Source organism: Pseudomonas sp. C9-3, assembly GCF_032392015.1.
Lineage (GTDB): Bacteria > Pseudomonadota > Gammaproteobacteria > Pseudomonadales > Pseudomonadaceae > Pseudomonas > Pseudomonas nitroreducens.
On the sequence record NZ_CP135919.1, the window covers coordinates 319,585 to 333,858 of the forward strand.

Here is a 14,274-nt window from a genome sequence, read left to right on the forward strand (position 1 = left end):
CGGTCAGGTTATGCATGGCTGCTGTCCTCACGCCGCGTTCTTCAGCTTCGGGTCCAGCGCGTCGCGCAGGCCGTCGCCCATCAGGTTGATCGCCAGCACGCTGAGCAGGATGGTCAGGCCGGGCAGCGAGACGACCCACCAGGCGCGCTCGATGTAGTCGCGCGCGGAAGCCAGCATGGTCCCCCACTCGGGCGTCGGCGGTTGTACGCCGAGGCCAAGGAAGCCCAGGGCGGCGGCGTCGAGGATGGCCGAGGAGAAGCTCAGGGTGGCCTGCACGATCAGCGGCGCCATGCAGTTGGGCAGCACGGTGACGAACATCAGGCGCAGTGTGCCGGCGCCGGCGAGGCGCGAGGCGGTGACGTAGTCGCGGTTCAGCTCGCCCATCACGGCGGCGCGGGTCAGGCGCACGTAGGCCGGCAGCGAGACGATGGCGATGGCGATCACGGTGTTGATCAGGCCCGGGCCGAGGATGGCGACGATGGCCACCGCCAGCAGCAGCGAGGGCAGGGCCAGCATGATGTCCATCAGGCGCATGATCACTGGGCCCAGGCGGGTCGGCGAGAAGCCGGCGAGCAGGCCGAGGAAGATGCCGGGGATCATCGAGATCAACACCGAAGTCAGGCCGATCATCAGCGACAGCCGCGCGCCGTGCATCAGGCGCGAGAGCAGGTCGCGGCCCAGCTCGTCGGTGCCCAGCAGGAACTGCGCGTTGCCGCCTTCGAGCCAGAGCGGCGGGGTGAGCAGGAAGTCGCGGAACTGCTCGCTCGGATCATGGGGCGCGACCCAGGGCGCGAACAGCGCGCAGAACACGATGACCAGCATGAACAGCAGGCCGCCGACCGCGCCCTTGTTGCGCGAGAAGGCATGCCAGAACTCTTTCAGCGGGGAGGGATAGACCAGGCTCGGGTCGCTGGCGGGAGTAAGAGAATCTGTATTCATTGCAAGCTCCGTAGAAGCTGCTCAGGGCCTCGCGAGCTAGAGCGAGACGAGGAAGAGTCCGCCGAGAAAGTGCAGTTTGCATGAAGCAAATGAGCATTTATCGGTGGAGTCTGACGCTGTATCGCCGACGCGCAGCAGGCCATGGGCAGTTTCTCAGCGTTGGTGGCGGATGCGTGGGTTGGCGAGGCCGTAGAGGATGTCCACGATGAAGTTCACCAGGATCACCAGGGTCGCCACCAGCAGGATGCCGTTCTGCACCACCGGGTAGTCGCGGCGGCCGATGGCGTCGATCAGCCATTTGCCGATGCCGGGCCAGGAGAAGATGGTTTCGGTCAGGACCGCGCCGGCCAGCAGCGTGCCGACCTGCAGGCCGAATACGGTGAGTACCGGGATCATGGCGTTGCGCAGGGCGTGCACGAATACCACGCGGGCGGGCGACAGGCCCTTGGCGCGGGCGGTGCGCACGTAGTCCTCGCGCAGCACTTCGAGCATCGAGGAGCGGGTCATCCGCGCGATCACCGCCAGCGGGATGGTGCCCAGCACGATGGCGGGCAGGATCAGATGGCGCACGGCGTCCATGAAGGCGCCTTCTTCATCGGACAGCAACGTGTCGATGAGCATGAAGCCAGTCTTCGGCTCGATGTCGTAGAGCAGGTCCAGGCGCCCGGATACCGGCGTCCAGCCGAGGCTCACGGAGAACAGCATGATGAGGATCAGGCCCCACCAGAAGATCGGCATCGAGTAGCCGGCCAGGGAGATGGTCATCACCCCGTGGTCGAACAGCGAGCCGCGCTTGAGCGCCGCGATCACCCCGGCGAGCAGGCCGAAGACGCCGGCGAACAGCAGGGCCGCCAATGACAGTTCGAGGGTGGCGGGGAACAGGGTTAGGAATTCGTGCCAGACGCTGTCGCGGGTGGTCAGCGATTCGCCGAGGTCGCCCTGGGCGAGGTTGCCGATGTAGTCGAGGTACTGCTGGTAAAGCGGCTTGTCGAGGCCCAGGCGGTGCATGGCTTCGGCGTGCATCTGCGGGTCGACGCGGCGTTCACCCATCATCACTTCCACGGGGTCGCCCGGAATCAGGCGGATCAGCGCGAAGGTCAGCAGGGTGACGCCGAAGAAGGTCGGTATCAGTAGCCCGAAGCGCCGGGCAATGAAGGACAGCATTGTGGGGAGTTCTCCACATGGGATGGTCACGGTTGGGCCGCGTCATGGGCGGTCCGTTCTTGTCGACATCGACCCTTTTGAGGTCTGGTCCTTGTCGTTATGGTCCCGGTGAGCCCTGTAGCTGCACACGGGAAAAGTTGTTCGAGCCCAGCGGGCTCAGGGTAAAGCCTGTTACGCCAGGCCGCACCACGGCGAACTGCTTCGGGTAGGCCAGGGTGATCCACGGCGCCTCGCGCTGGTAGATCGCCAGCGCCTGGCGGTAGAGGCCCGCGCGGGCTTCCTGGTCGGTAATGGCGCGGGCCTTGCGCAGCAGTTCGTCGAACTCCGCGTTGCACCAGCCAGCCTGATTCTCGCCGCTTTTCGCCGCCGCACAGGACAGGTTCGGCGTGAGGAAGTTGTCCGGGTCGCCATTGTCGCCGGCCCAGCCCATGAAGATCAGGTCGTGCTCGCCCTGCTTGGCACGCTTGATCAGCTCGCCCCATTCGAAGACGCGGATGTCCGCCTGGATGCCGATCTTGCCCAAGTCGTCCTGCAGCATCTGCGCGCCGATGCCGGGGTTGGGGTTGGTCGGGCCGCCGCCGGGGCGGGTCCAGATCGACAGTTTCAGGCCGGGCTTGATGCCGGCTTCTTCCAGTAGTTGCCTGGCGCGCGCGGGGTCGTGGGGCCAAACCTTGAGCTGCGGATCGGAACCCCACAGTGTCGGCGGATAGGGCGCCACGGCCAATGTGGCGGCGCCTTCGCCGAACTGCGCGCGCAGGTAGGCGTTGCGGTCGAAGGCGAGGTTGATCGCCTGGCGCACGCGCACATCGTCCAGCGGCTTGTGCCGGGTATTGATGCCGACGTAGGCGACCAGCAGCGAGTCCAGTTCCTCGACCTTGAGTTTCGGGTCCTGGCGCAGCGCGGGCACGTCGGTGGGCTTGGGGTAGACGGCGATCTGGCAGTCGCCGGCCTTGACCTTCTGGATGCGCACGTTCGGGTCGGGGGTGATCGCCAGCAGCAGTCGGTCGATCTTCGGCTTGCCGCCCCAGTAGTCCGGATTGGCGGTGAAGCGCACCTGGGCGTCCTTCTGGTAGCGCTGGAAGACGAAGGGGCCGGTGCCGATGGGCAGGTTGTTCAACTGCTCGGCCTTGTCGGCGGCCAGCAGCAGGTCGCCGTACTCGGCCGAGTAGATGGAGGCGAAACCCATCGCCAGGTCGGCGAGGAAAGGCGCCTCGGGATGTGTGAGGGTGAAGCGCACGTGGTGCTCGTCGAGCTTTTCCACCGCGCTGATCAGGCTCGGCAGGCCCATTGCCTCGGCATAGGGAAAGCCGCGCGGGGCCAGCTTGTTCCATGGGTGCTTCGGGTCGAGCTGGCGCTGGAAGCTCCAGAGTACGTCGTCGGCGTTGAACTCGCGGGTCGGCGTGAAGTAGTCGGTGCTGTGGAATTTCACGCCCTGGCGCAGGGTGAAAGTGTATTGCAGGCCGTCGTCGCTGATTTCCCAGCTCTCCGCCAGCGCCGGCACCACGCGGGTGCTGCCGGGGGCGAACTGCACCAGGCGCTCGAAGACCGTCTCGGCGGAAGCATCGGCGGTGGTCGCGGCGGTGTACTGAGTGATGTCGAAGCCCTCGGGACTGGCCTCGGTGCAGACCACCAGGGACTGGGCGAATGCCGAGGTGCAGCCGAGCAGGCTCGCCAGGATCATCCCGGAGAGCCGTTTGCGGAAATGGCTGGGCATGGGGCTGGCGGTCGGGGCTTTGGCCGCCGGCGGTTGCCGGCGGCCATTGGCCTTACTTGCCGACGCTGACGCCGTAGAACGAGTTCAGCGCGAACGGGCTGATCTTGAAGTCCTGCACCGTCTTGCGCATCGGCTGGTACACGGTGGAGTGGGCGATCGGGGTGATCGGCACCTGCTCCTTGAGAATGTGCTGGGCCTGCTTGTACAGCTCGGTACGCTTGGCCTGGTCCGGGGTGCGCTTGGCATCCTTGATCAGCTTGTCGTAGGCCGGGTCGCACCATTTGGAGAAGTTGTTGCCGTCCACGGCATCGCAGCCATAGAGGGTGCCCAGCCAGTTGTCCGGGTCACCGTTGTCGCCGCTCCAGCCGATCAACATGGCGTCGTGCTCGCCGCCCTTGGCGCGCTTGATGTACTCGCCCCATTCGTAGGTGACGATCTTCGCCTTGATGCCGACCTTGGCCCAGTCGGACTGCAGCATCTCGGCCATCAGCTTGGCGTTGGGGTTGTACGGGCGCTGCACCGGCATGGCCCACAGAGTGATCTCGGTGCCTTCGGCGACGCCGGCCTTCTTCAGCAGCTCCTTGGCCTTCTCCGGGTTGTAGCCGGCATCCTTGATGCTGTCGTCGTAGGACCACTGGGTCGGCGGCATACCGTTCACGGCAAGCTGGCCGGCACCCTGGTAGACGGCGTCGATGATCGCCTTCTTGTTCACCGCCATGTCCAGCGCCTCACGCACTTCGAGTTTGTCGAATGGCTTGTGCAGGACGTTATAGGCGATGTAGCCGAGGTTGAAGCCCGGCTGCGACGGCATGTTCAGGTTCGGGTCCTTCTTCAGCGCTTCCAGGTCGGCCGGGCGCGGGAAGAGGGTGATCTGGCACTCGTTGGCCTTGAGCTTCTGCATGCGCACCGAGGCGTCGGTGTTGATGGCGAAGATCAGGTTATCGATCTTCACCTCGCCCTTGTTCCAGTAGTCCGGGTTGGCCTTGAAGCGGATCATCGCGTCCTTCTGGTAGCGATTGAACACGAACGGGCCGGTGCCGATGGGCTTCTGGTTGATGTCGCTGGCCTTGCCCTGCTTGAGCAACTGGTCGGCGTATTCGGCGGACTGGATCGAGGCGAAGCTCATGGCGAGGTTCTGGATGAACGCCGCGTCAACTTCGTTGAGGGTGAACTTGACGGTCTTGTCGTCGACCTTCTCCACCTTGGCGATGTTCGCGTCCATGCCCATGTCGGTGAAGTAGGGGAATTCGGTCTGGTACGCCTTACGGAACGGATGGTTCTTGTCGAGCATGCGGTTGAAGGTGAACAGCACGTCGTCGGCGTTGAACTCGCGGGTCGGCTTGAAGTACTCGGTGGTGTGGAACTTCACGCCGGAACGCAGGTGGAAGGTGTAGGTCTTGCCGTCATCGGATACGTCCCACTTCTCCGCCAGGCCGGGGATGACCTGGGTGCCGCCGCGCTCGAACTGGGTGAGGCGGTTGAACACGGTTTCCGCCGAGGCATCGAAGTCGGTGCCGGTGGTGTACTGGCCGGGGTCGAAGCCCGCGGGGCTGCCTTCGGAGCAGTAGACCAGGTTGTTGGCGGCGTGGGCGAGCGGTGCGCTGGCGATCAGCCCAGCGGCAATCATGGCGCGGATGACGGCGTTCTTACGCATTGGGACCTCTGTTTATTCTGGTTGTCATCGAGGGGCAGCCTCGTGAGCTGCGTTGCGTGAAGCTATGCACGGCACATGCCGGGTGCAAGCGGCTAACCGGGATGAGTGTAGAAGTTGTGACACGTGTGCAAGGGAATGTCGCAATTTCGACAATGGGAACCGTGCGGTCGAGTGGCGGCGCCCCGGTCCCCCAAGGCGCCGCGCTGGAAATGGCCGTGAGTGTTACGGCATCTGCACCTCGATCGTGCCATCGGCGCTGACGGTGACCTGGCTGGTGCCGGCTTCGATTTCCTGTGCCGGGGCGCCGCCGTAGCTGTCGGCCTTCATCGCCGCCATGCGCATCACCGGCATCGGCCGTGGCGCGCCGGAGGTGTTCAGGTTCAGGCTGACCAGCTTGTAGCCCTTGCCGCCGAGCGCGTCGGTGAGTACCTGGGCGCGGGCCTTGAAGGCATCCACGGCGCCTTTCATCATCGCGTCCTCGTTCTTCGCGCGGGTGGCGTCGGCGATGCTGAAGTCCATGCTGCCCATCTTCAACTTGCCCAGCAGGTCGGCGGTGAGTTGCGATAGGGCGGCGAAGTCGGTGCTCTCCAGACGGATTTCCGCGCGCTCGCGCCAGGCGGTGATCTTCTGGCCCTTGTCGTCATACACCGGGTAGCTGTTGCGGCTGCCCAGGCTGACGGTCACGCCTTTCACCTTGCGTGCCTGCTCCACGGCCGCATTCAGCGCGGTGGTGGTCTCGGCGGCCAGCTTGGCCGGGTCGGTGCCCTGGCTTTCGTTGAACAGGGTCACATGCATCAGGTCGTGGGCAACTTCCTGGCTGACCTCGGCGCGCAACGAAACCTGGTTGTAGCGAGGTTCGTCTGCCAGGGCTCCCAGGCTGGTGGCGCACAGGGCGATGGCGGCGGCGATGGCGGTGAAGGGTTTCTTCAGTACAGACATGGATGACTCCTTGCTCCAGAAAATGTCCCGGCCACAGCTTAGTAGAGCCAGTGGCGAGGACTGTCAGACCCTTTGACGAGGATTCGTTCCGATCCGGGTTATTGATGGATGTCACCAATTGTTTCTGCGCGAGGCGGCCGACGCGGGCCGCGCTGGAGTATGCTGTGGCGCTATGCCGCATAAAGGAGAGGGGGCTCTTGGCTATACTCGCGCAAATTCCGGAATTCACCATGCGCCCACCGGTTTTCCAGCTTTCCGCCAGTCGTCAGAACCTTCTGCATCTGACGCTCATCCGTATTCTCGTGCTTGCCGCCCAGGCCGGTTCGGTCGGGCTCGCCTATAAGGCCCAACTGATTCAACTGCCCTGGCTTGCGCTGGGCGTGACCCTCGGTGTCTCCCTTGTGCTCTGCCTGGGCACGGCTTTGCGCCTGCGTGGCCCGTGGCCGGTGACGGAGCTGGAGTACGCTGTCCAGCTCGCCTGCGACCTCGTTATCCACAGCGTCCTGCTGTATTACTCCGGCGGCTCGAGCAATCCTTTCGTCTCCTATTACCTGGTGCCGCTGACCATCGCCGCCGCGACCCTGCCATGGCTCTACACCATCGCCCTGGCAGGCCTGGCGCTGGCCAGCTACACGGTCCTGCTGGTGTGGTTCCACCCGCTGGAGATGGCTGCGGGGCAACGCGACAACCTCCTTATTTATGGCATGTGGCTGAGCTTTGCCCTGGCTGCCGCGCTGATCACTTTCTTCGTTGCCCGCATGTCCGAGTCACTGCGCCGCCAGGAGCAGTTGCAGGCGCAGCGTCGCGAGGAAGGCATGCGTGACCAGCAACTGCTGGCCGTGGCCACCCAGGCCGCCGGCGCCGCCCATGAACTGGGCACGCCGCTGGCGACCATGAGCGTACTGCTCAAGGAATTGCGCCAGACCAATGCGGACCAGCCGATGTTGCAGGAAGATCTCGCCCTGCTGCAGGAGCAGGTCAAGCTCTGCAAGACCACCCTGCAGCACCTGGTGCGCGCCGCCGAAGCGGATCGTCGCCAGGCGGTGGAAGAGCAGGGCGCCAACGAGTGGGTCGAAGCGGTGCTGCGGCGCTGGCATTTGATGCGCCCGGAGGCGAGCTATCGCTACCAGACGCTCGGCAAGGGCAAGGCACCGCGGATGACTCCGCCGACCGACCTGAGCCAGGCGCTGCTGAACCTGCTCAATAATGCGACGGACGCCTGTCCGGACGACCTGGACATCCGCCTGGACTGGGATGCCGGGGAAATCTGCCTGAGCATCCGCGACCAGGGCCCGGGCGTGCCGCTGGCCATTGCCGAACAGCTCGGCAAGCCGTTCTTCACCACCAAGGGCAAGGGGTTCGGCCTGGGATTGTTCCTGAGCCAGGCCAGCGTGACCCGCGCGGGTGGAACGGTGAAGTTGTATAACCATGAAGATGGCGGCACTCTGACCGAGTTGCGTCTGCCCAGAAGCTATGGCGTGGCCTGATCGCCGCGCCCGCGAGGAAGTACCATGAGCGAAGAGATCCTGTTCGAAGGCGAAGAGCAGCCCCACCTGCTGCTGGTGGACGACGATGCCACCTTTACCCGCGTCATGGCCCGTGCCATGACCCGTCGCGGGTTGCGGGTGTCGGTCGCCGGCTCCGCCGAGGAAGGCCTGGCCATGGCCAAGGACGATCTGCCCGACTACGCCGTGCTGGACCTGAAGATGGACGGCGACTCCGGCCTGGTGCTGCTGCCCAAGCTGCTTGAGCTCGACGCCGAGATGCGCGTAGTGATCCTCACTGGCTATTCCAGCATCGCCACCGCGGTGGAAGCGATCAAGCGCGGCGCCACCAACTACCTGTGCAAACCGGCCGACGCCGACGATGTGCTCACCGCACTGCTGTCGCAGCACGCCGACCTGGAGACCCTGGTGCCGGAAAACCCCATGTCGGTCGACCGCCTGCAATGGGAACATATCCAGCGCGTGCTTGCCGAACATGACGGCAACATCTCCGCGACCGCCCGAGCGCTGGGTATGCACCGGCGCACATTGCAACGTAAGCTGCAGAAGCGCCCGGTGAGGCGTTAAGCGATCGATAACACAAAGGAGCGCCAATGAGCGCTCCTTTTTTGTATGTACAGCCGTGCGAGCCCATCCCATGACCGACAGCGCCGAATACCGCGCCGCGAACGATGCCGTTCGCAGCCGCTTCTTCCACCGAGTCTGGCACCTCACCGCGCCATACTGGCGCAGCGAAGAGAAGGGCATGGCCTGGTTGCTGCTGATCGTGGTCATCGCCCTCTCGCTGGTGGGGGTGGCCGTCTCGGTCTGGCTCAACAGCTGGTACCGCGACTTCTACAACGCCCTGCAGAACAAGGACGTCGACTCCTTCATCCGGCTGGTCCTGTACTTCTGCGGCATTGCCGCCGCCGCAATCCTGATCGCCGTCTACCGGCTCTACCTGACCCAGATGCTGACCATCCGCTGGCGCCGCTGGCTGACGGAAAAGCACTTCGCCGCCTGGCTGGGCGACAAGAACTATTACCGCCTTGAGCAGCGCGGCCATACGGACAACCCCGACCAGCGCCTGACCGAAGACCTCAACAACTTCACCGACACCACCCTGACCCTGGGGCTTGGCCTGATTCGCAACGTCGTCAGCCTGGTGTCCTTCTCGGTCATCCTCTGGGGCGTCTCCGGCAGCATCGAAATCCTCGGCATCACCATTCCCGGCTACATGTTCTGGGCAGCGCTGCTCTACGCGGCGGTTGGCAGCTGGCTGACGCACCTGATCGCGCGCCGCCTGATCACCCTGAACAACCAGCAACAGCGCTTCGAGGCGGATCTGCGTTTCGGCCTGGTACGGGTGCGCGAGAATGCCGAGAGCATCGCCCTGTACAACGGCGAGGCCAACGAGAACGAACGGCTGATGACGCGCTTCCGCAATGTCTGGGGCAACTTCTGGGAGCTGATGAAGGTGCAGAAGCGCCTGACGTTCTTCAGCTCCGGCTACGCGCAGATCGCCATCATCTTCCCCCTGGTGGTCGCCGCCCCGCGCTACTTCGCCGGCAAGATCCAGCTCGGCGAGCTCATGCAGATCAACTCCGCCTTCGGCAACGTGCAGGACGGCCTGAGCTGGTTCATCGACGCCTACGCCAGCCTCGCCAACTGGCGCGCCACCTGCGACCGTCTGCTGAGCTTCCGTGGGGCCATGGCCGACATCGCCCAGGAGTCGGCCAATATCGACGTGCGCAAGTCCGGCGACCTGCTGCAACTGCAGAACCTCACCCTGAGCCTGGGCAGTGGTCGCGAACTGCTGCAGCCCACCAACCTGGCGATCAACACCGGGGAGCACATACTGATCGGTGGCCCGTCCGGGGGTGGCAAGAGCACCCTGCTGCGCGCCATGAGCGGCCTGTGGCGCTACGGCAGCGGCGTTGTGCAAATGCCTGAGGCGCGAAGCCTGTTCGTCCCGCAGAAGCCCTACCTGCCCATCGGCACCCTCGCCGAGGCGCTCTGCTATCCGGAGCAGGGCGATCGTCACAATCCCGAGCAACTGAAACAGGTGCTACACCTGTGCCGCCTGGATTCGCTGGTGCCGCGGCTGGACGAAGCCGACCACTGGCAGCGCGTGCTTTCTCCGGGCGAGCAGCAACGTCTGGCCATCGCCCGTGCACTGCTTTATGCGCCGCAGTGGCTATTCCTCGACGAGGCAACTTCCGCGCTGGACGAAACCGACGAAGCCGCTCTCTACCAGGTGCTGCTGGACCAACTGCCTGGCGTCACCCTGGTCAGCATTGGCCACCGTGTCAGCCTGAAACGATTCCATCCGCGCCAGCTGCGCCTGGACGATCATCGTTTGCAGGAGATCGAGGCTGTTATACCTGTGTAGTGGCAGTTTGATTCACTGGGATACTGTGAACGTGTTAGTGGGAAACATCTGAAAGTCTTCTCAGACATGATGATTTCTTCTTATTTGTTTACATTTTTCAGTGTTTAGCCGCTGCGAAGCTTTCAATAACAGGTACCCTGTGCAGCCCGGTCCTACCAGGATCGGGTTTCGTAAGATTCAACGGTACCTCGCATGAGTTTCCTTTCTCCCACCCGGCAGGCATTGACCCGTTCGGACCTGCAGCTGATCGATCGGCGTCGGTTCCTGCTGGTGGCCGGCTGCACGGCGACGCTGTTCGCCGTACTGGCCTTCGTCGGCGGCATCTGGGTGGGGCGGACCAATGTCGAGCCGGTGGCGATTCCCGTCGTCGCGAGCGCCCCCGAGGTGTCCGAGGATGATTCCTCTGAGCGTTTCGCAGCGGAGCGGATCGGGGAGCTGGCCGGTCGCCTGCAAGTGCTGGAGAAGGACGCCACCTACCTGCTCAAGGCCGTCGACAGCCACGAGGAAATCGCGCGCAAACTGTCCAAGGTCGACCCTGAGCTCGTGCCAAAGCCCCAGGCACCGACCACCAAGGGCAAAGGCGGCATCCTGCTGCCGCCGCGCCCTTGTGCCGAACCGCTGCCTGTTTCCAACGTCGATCTGGAGCGGAGCGAGCGCTCGGCAAAATGCCTGCGCCGGGTATTCGACCTGTTGATGGACCAGGTGGCGCGGCGCAACGCCGACTTCATGGCCATTCCCGCCCGCCGCCCGATGGAGCAGGCGCGCTTGGGGTCGCCTTTCGGCAACCGGCTCGACCCCTTCAATCACCGCCTGGCATTCCACTCCGGCCAGGACTTCTCGGCGCCGACCGGCAGCCCAATCCATGCGGCAGCAGGTGGACGCGTCATCGTCGCAGGACCGAATCCGTCCTATGGCAATCGCGTGGAGATCAATCATGGCAATGGCCTGGTTACACGCTATGCCCACGCCTCGAAACTGCTGGTGAAAGTGGGCGACGTAGTGCTGCCGGGGCAGGAAATTGCCAAGGTGGGCTCCACCGGGCGCTCCACGGGGCCGCACCTGCATTTCGAAGTGCTTTACCACGGCGAATTCGTCGACCCACAGAACTTCCTCTCTCTGGGAGGCATGGAGATCGATAGCGATGGTATGGCCTCGGACTAGGAAACCCTCCACCCGCGACCTGCTGCGCGCCGAGCACCCTCCCCATGTTCCTCGTGGTTCCGCGGCGTTGGGCCGCGCGGCCTTGCTCCTGGTTCTCTTGCTGGCAGTGGCGCTGGCGGGCGTCTGGTTGATGCGTCACCAGGGAGAGGTGGCGGGGCGTGTACAGGCTGATGAACTCCAGGCGCTGCGTGTGCAGGTCGAGCAGTTGACCGCCGAACTGGAGGACAAACGCCTGCAGGGCGACGAGGACCGCGCCAATCGAGAACAGCTGATGCAGCGCATCGATTCGATGTCCGCCGAAATCAAGAAACTCAAGACTGAGCTGGCCTTCTACCGCCAGCAGAAACCTGGCAAGTAGTACGCGCGAGGAATTGCGATGTTCAGCAACAGCAAGAAGAAGGGCCCGCAGGTGTCGGTGGACAAATTCTCCAGCCTGCTCTCGGGCAATGTCGATCTGGTCGGTGATATGCAGTTCCAGGACGGCCTGAAGATTCTCGGTACCGTGAAAGGCAACGTCTGCCACAAGCCCGGCGCCGCCAGCTTGCTGGCGCTCAGTGCAGAAGGGCGGATCGAGGGGAATGTCAGTAGCTACGACGCGCTGATCGACGGCACCATCATCGGCGACCTGTACGTCGAGCACCTGCTGGAGTTGCACTCAAATGCCCGCGTGGTCGGCAATATCCAGTACCGCCAGTTGAGCATGGAGAACGGCGCCACCGTGGACGGCAAGCTGACCCGCCTGGCCGAAGGCGAGGCGCCCAAACCGCTGGAATTGGCGGCGCCGCTCTGGGGCGAAGCAACCGACGCGCAGGTCTGATTCGTCCTGTGGGGTTGGTACATAGCTTGCTATGATTCTGCCCCCGTCGTCCTGATGTCCGCTTCCCATGCTTGCCCTGCTGCTCCAGACCTTCGCCATCACCGCCCCGGTTTTCGCCATGTTGTTCCTGGGCGTGCTGTTGCGCCGCGTCGGGGCGATCAATCCGGAGTTCATCCAGACCGCCTCGGCACTGGTGTTCAATGCCACCATGCCGGCGATGCTGTTCCTCGGCATCTACCACTCCGACCTGCACAGCGCAGCGCGCCCCGAGGTACTGCTGTACTTTTGCGCGGCGACCCTGGTGGGCTTCCTGCTGGCCTGGGGTTGGGCGGCCTGGCGAGTGCCGCGTGCCGAGCGCGGCGTCTACGTGCAGGGCTCGTTCCGCGGCAACAACGGCATCATCGGCCTGGCCCTGGCCACCAGCATTTACGGTGACCACGGCCTGGCGCTGGGTTCGGTTCTCGCCGCCCTGGTGATCCTCTGCTACAACACGCTGTCCTCGGTGGTGCTGGCGATCTACAGCCCCAGCATGAAGTCCGACCCGCTGAGCATTGCCCGCAACGTCATCTGCAATCCGCTGATCATCAGCGTGCTGGCGGCGCTGCCGTTCTCCTGGTTCGGGATTGGCCTGCCGGCGTGGCTGCTGACCTCCGCGGACTACTTCGCCCAGATGACCCTGCCGCTGGCGTTGGTGTGCATCGGTGGCACCCTGTCGCTGGCTTCCCTGCGTGAGAGTGGTGGCCTGGCGATCAGTGCGAGCCTGATGAAGATGATCTGGCTGCCGCTGATCTGCACCACTGCCGCCTGGTTGTTGGGGTTCCGCGGCGCAGAACTGGGCGTGCTCTTCCTCTATTTCGCCAGCCCCACGGCTGCGGCCAGCTACGTCATGGCTCGCGCTGCCAACGGCAACCACGAACTGGCGGCGTCGATCATCGTCATCACCACGCTGGTAGCGGCGCTGACGACCAATGTCGGCATCTTCGTCCTGCAATGGGGTGGTTGGATGTGACCTGGGCGGAGGCGAGATTCTTCCAAGTGGTGTTACGCCAAAAGCCATTTCGCTTGTAGGAAATTTCTGAAAGATCGCTCTGTGTCGCATCGTCGAGCGACGGCGCGTTCCGCCAGTCGACAAGACCGGTTACATTTGGCTCCCCCGCAATGCACGATCAAGGAATGTTCATGCAGCTCACGCGTCGGATGGTTCGTGCCGTCTTTATTCTGTCAGCCAGTCTCCTGGCTGCGACGGTCGCTGCCGAGCCGGGTGCGGACCTTTCCAGCCCCACTGCCGGCTGGCGTTACTCCGGCCTGACCGATGATCCCAGCGTGCCGCGAGTGGCCTATCCCACGCCTCCCATCGACCGTGGCGGTGTTCGTGGCCGCAGCCTCATCGAAGGGCACCTGCGTGAAGTCTCTGGCGTCGATCGTGCCCAGCGCCTTGTAGTCAACGGCAATCCCCTCCCGCTCTACACCGATGCCGAAGGCAAATTCGTTCGCCCCTACAACTTCGGTGCGGGTAGCAACAGCGTTGCGGTCAGCAGCGACCAGGGCAAATCCCTCAAGCGCGTGCAGTTCTACGAAGCCAACACTGGCCGCATCCCGCCGCGCATCCGCCTGGCCCTGGGTTGGAACGACCCCAAGGCCGAACTCGACCTGCATATCGTCACGCCCGACGGCCAGCATGCCTTCTGGGCCAACCCGCGCCTGAGCAACGGCGGCGGCCTCGACCCGGATGGCGTCGACGGCCCCGGCCCGGAAATGTTCACCATGGCCGCGCCGCTGCATGGCACCTACCTGGTTTACGTGAACTACTGGGGCAACTACAGCGCCAGCCAGGGTTACAACTTCCAGGAAGGCAATCACGAGCAGGACGTGATCACCGCCGAGATCAACCTGGTGTTCAACGAAAATACCGTCAACGAGAAGCGCGAGACCTTCGTGGTGCCCATGCGCACCATCGGTGATCTGGTGCTGGTGAAGACCTTCAACTACTGAATTCGCCCCTCGCAGGGA

The 14,274-nt window shown here is 64.0% G+C and carries 13 protein-coding genes; 8 read left to right on the forward strand and 5 right to left on the reverse strand.

Going from position 1 to position 14,274, the window contains the following annotated elements; genetic code table 11:
* Positions 1–27: 27 nt before the first annotated feature.
* The 5 genes from RS899_RS01455 to RS899_RS01475 form a co-directional block, all read right to left on the reverse strand.
* The gene (locus tag RS899_RS01455; protein ID WP_054906647.1) at positions 28–939 is read right to left on the reverse strand and encodes an ABC transporter permease subunit; all 912 of its coding nucleotides are present in this window, start codon (positions 937–939) and stop codon (positions 28–30) included.
* Positions 940–1,092: 153 nt separating this feature from the next.
* Entirely contained in the window at positions 1,093–2,103 is a 1,011-nt protein-coding gene (locus tag RS899_RS01460) for an ABC transporter permease subunit (protein WP_315808925.1), read from the reverse strand.
* 97 nt (positions 2,104–2,200) lie between these two features.
* On the reverse strand, positions 2,201–3,817 hold the full coding sequence (locus RS899_RS01465; protein ID WP_409978038.1) for an ABC transporter substrate-binding protein: 1,617 nt from the start codon (positions 3,815–3,817) through the stop codon (positions 2,201–2,203).
* A 52-nt stretch (positions 3,818–3,869) separates the two neighbouring features.
* The gene (locus RS899_RS01470; RefSeq protein WP_315808926.1) at positions 3,870–5,471 is read right to left on the reverse strand and encodes an ABC transporter substrate-binding protein; all 1,602 of its coding nucleotides are present in this window, start codon (positions 5,469–5,471) and stop codon (positions 3,870–3,872) included.
* Between the two features lie 222 nt (positions 5,472–5,693).
* On the reverse strand, positions 5,694–6,410 hold the full coding sequence (locus RS899_RS01475) for an SIMPL domain-containing protein (protein WP_315808927.1): 717 nt from the start codon (positions 6,408–6,410) through the stop codon (positions 5,694–5,696).
* A 230-nt stretch (positions 6,411–6,640) separates the two neighbouring features.
* Between RS899_RS01475 and RS899_RS01480 the strand changes: the two genes are divergently transcribed.
* From RS899_RS01480 to RS899_RS01515, 8 genes are all read left to right on the forward strand, one after another.
* A complete protein-coding gene (locus RS899_RS01480) occupies positions 6,641–7,897 on the forward strand; it encodes an ATP-binding protein (protein WP_024765915.1) in 1,257 nt (418 codons plus the stop codon).
* A gap of 24 nt (positions 7,898–7,921) precedes the next feature.
* Complete coding sequence (locus RS899_RS01485; RefSeq protein WP_054906642.1) at positions 7,922–8,482, forward strand: response regulator transcription factor; 561 nt, start codon at positions 7,922–7,924, stop codon at positions 8,480–8,482.
* Positions 8,483–8,552: 70 nt separating this feature from the next.
* A complete protein-coding gene (locus RS899_RS01490; protein WP_315808928.1) occupies positions 8,553–10,286 on the forward strand; it encodes an ABC transporter ATP-binding protein/permease in 1,734 nt (577 codons plus the stop codon).
* A 192-nt stretch (positions 10,287–10,478) separates the two neighbouring features.
* The gene (locus RS899_RS01495; RefSeq protein ID WP_315808929.1) at positions 10,479–11,447 is read left to right on the forward strand and encodes a M23 family metallopeptidase; all 969 of its coding nucleotides are present in this window, start codon (positions 10,479–10,481) and stop codon (positions 11,445–11,447) included.
* 82 nt (positions 11,448–11,529) lie between these two features.
* Positions 11,530–11,805, forward strand: coding sequence for a hypothetical protein (locus tag RS899_RS01500; protein ID WP_054906698.1), 276 nt, complete (start codon positions 11,530–11,532; stop codon positions 11,803–11,805).
* Positions 11,806–11,823: 18 nt separating this feature from the next.
* Entirely contained in the window at positions 11,824–12,264 is a 441-nt protein-coding gene (locus tag RS899_RS01505) for a bactofilin family protein (protein WP_233299360.1), read from the forward strand.
* Positions 12,265–12,331: 67 nt separating this feature from the next.
* Entirely contained in the window at positions 12,332–13,273 is a 942-nt protein-coding gene (locus tag RS899_RS01510) for an AEC family transporter (protein WP_054906638.1), read from the forward strand.
* A gap of 188 nt (positions 13,274–13,461) precedes the next feature.
* Entirely contained in the window at positions 13,462–14,256 is a 795-nt protein-coding gene (locus tag RS899_RS01515; RefSeq protein WP_315810393.1) for a YfaP family protein, read from the forward strand.
* The last annotated feature ends 18 nt before the right edge of the window (positions 14,257–14,274 follow it).

What these genes read in the sequence shown, in the direction of transcription:
- RS899_RS01455 (WP_054906647.1), bottom strand. Translation starts at nt 939, where the DNA reads ATGAATACAGATTCTCTTACTCCCGCCAGCGACCCGAGCCTGGTCTAT.
- RS899_RS01460 (WP_315808925.1), bottom strand. Translation starts at nt 2,103, where the DNA reads ATGCTGTCCTTCATTGCCCGGCGCTTCGGGCTACTGATACCGACCTTC.
- RS899_RS01465 (WP_409978038.1), bottom strand. Translation starts at nt 3,817, where the DNA reads ATGCCCAGCCATTTCCGCAAACGGCTCTCCGGGATGATCCTGGCGAGC.
- RS899_RS01470 (WP_315808926.1), bottom strand. Translation starts at nt 5,471, where the DNA reads ATGCGTAAGAACGCCGTCATCCGCGCCATGATTGCCGCTGGGCTGATC.
- RS899_RS01475 (WP_315808927.1), bottom strand. Translation starts at nt 6,410, where the DNA reads ATGTCTGTACTGAAGAAACCCTTCACCGCCATCGCCGCCGCCATCGCC.
- RS899_RS01480 (WP_024765915.1), top strand. Translation starts at nt 6,641, where the DNA reads ATGCGCCCACCGGTTTTCCAGCTTTCCGCCAGTCGTCAGAACCTTCTG.
- RS899_RS01485 (WP_054906642.1), top strand. Translation starts at nt 7,922, where the DNA reads ATGAGCGAAGAGATCCTGTTCGAAGGCGAAGAGCAGCCCCACCTGCTG.
- RS899_RS01490 (WP_315808928.1), top strand. Translation starts at nt 8,553, where the DNA reads ATGACCGACAGCGCCGAATACCGCGCCGCGAACGATGCCGTTCGCAGC.
- RS899_RS01495 (WP_315808929.1), top strand. Translation starts at nt 10,479, where the DNA reads ATGAGTTTCCTTTCTCCCACCCGGCAGGCATTGACCCGTTCGGACCTG.
- RS899_RS01505 (WP_233299360.1), top strand. Translation starts at nt 11,824, where the DNA reads ATGTTCAGCAACAGCAAGAAGAAGGGCCCGCAGGTGTCGGTGGACAAA.
- RS899_RS01510 (WP_054906638.1), top strand. Translation starts at nt 12,332, where the DNA reads ATGCTTGCCCTGCTGCTCCAGACCTTCGCCATCACCGCCCCGGTTTTC.
- RS899_RS01515 (WP_315810393.1), top strand. Translation starts at nt 13,462, where the DNA reads ATGGTTCGTGCCGTCTTTATTCTGTCAGCCAGTCTCCTGGCTGCGACG.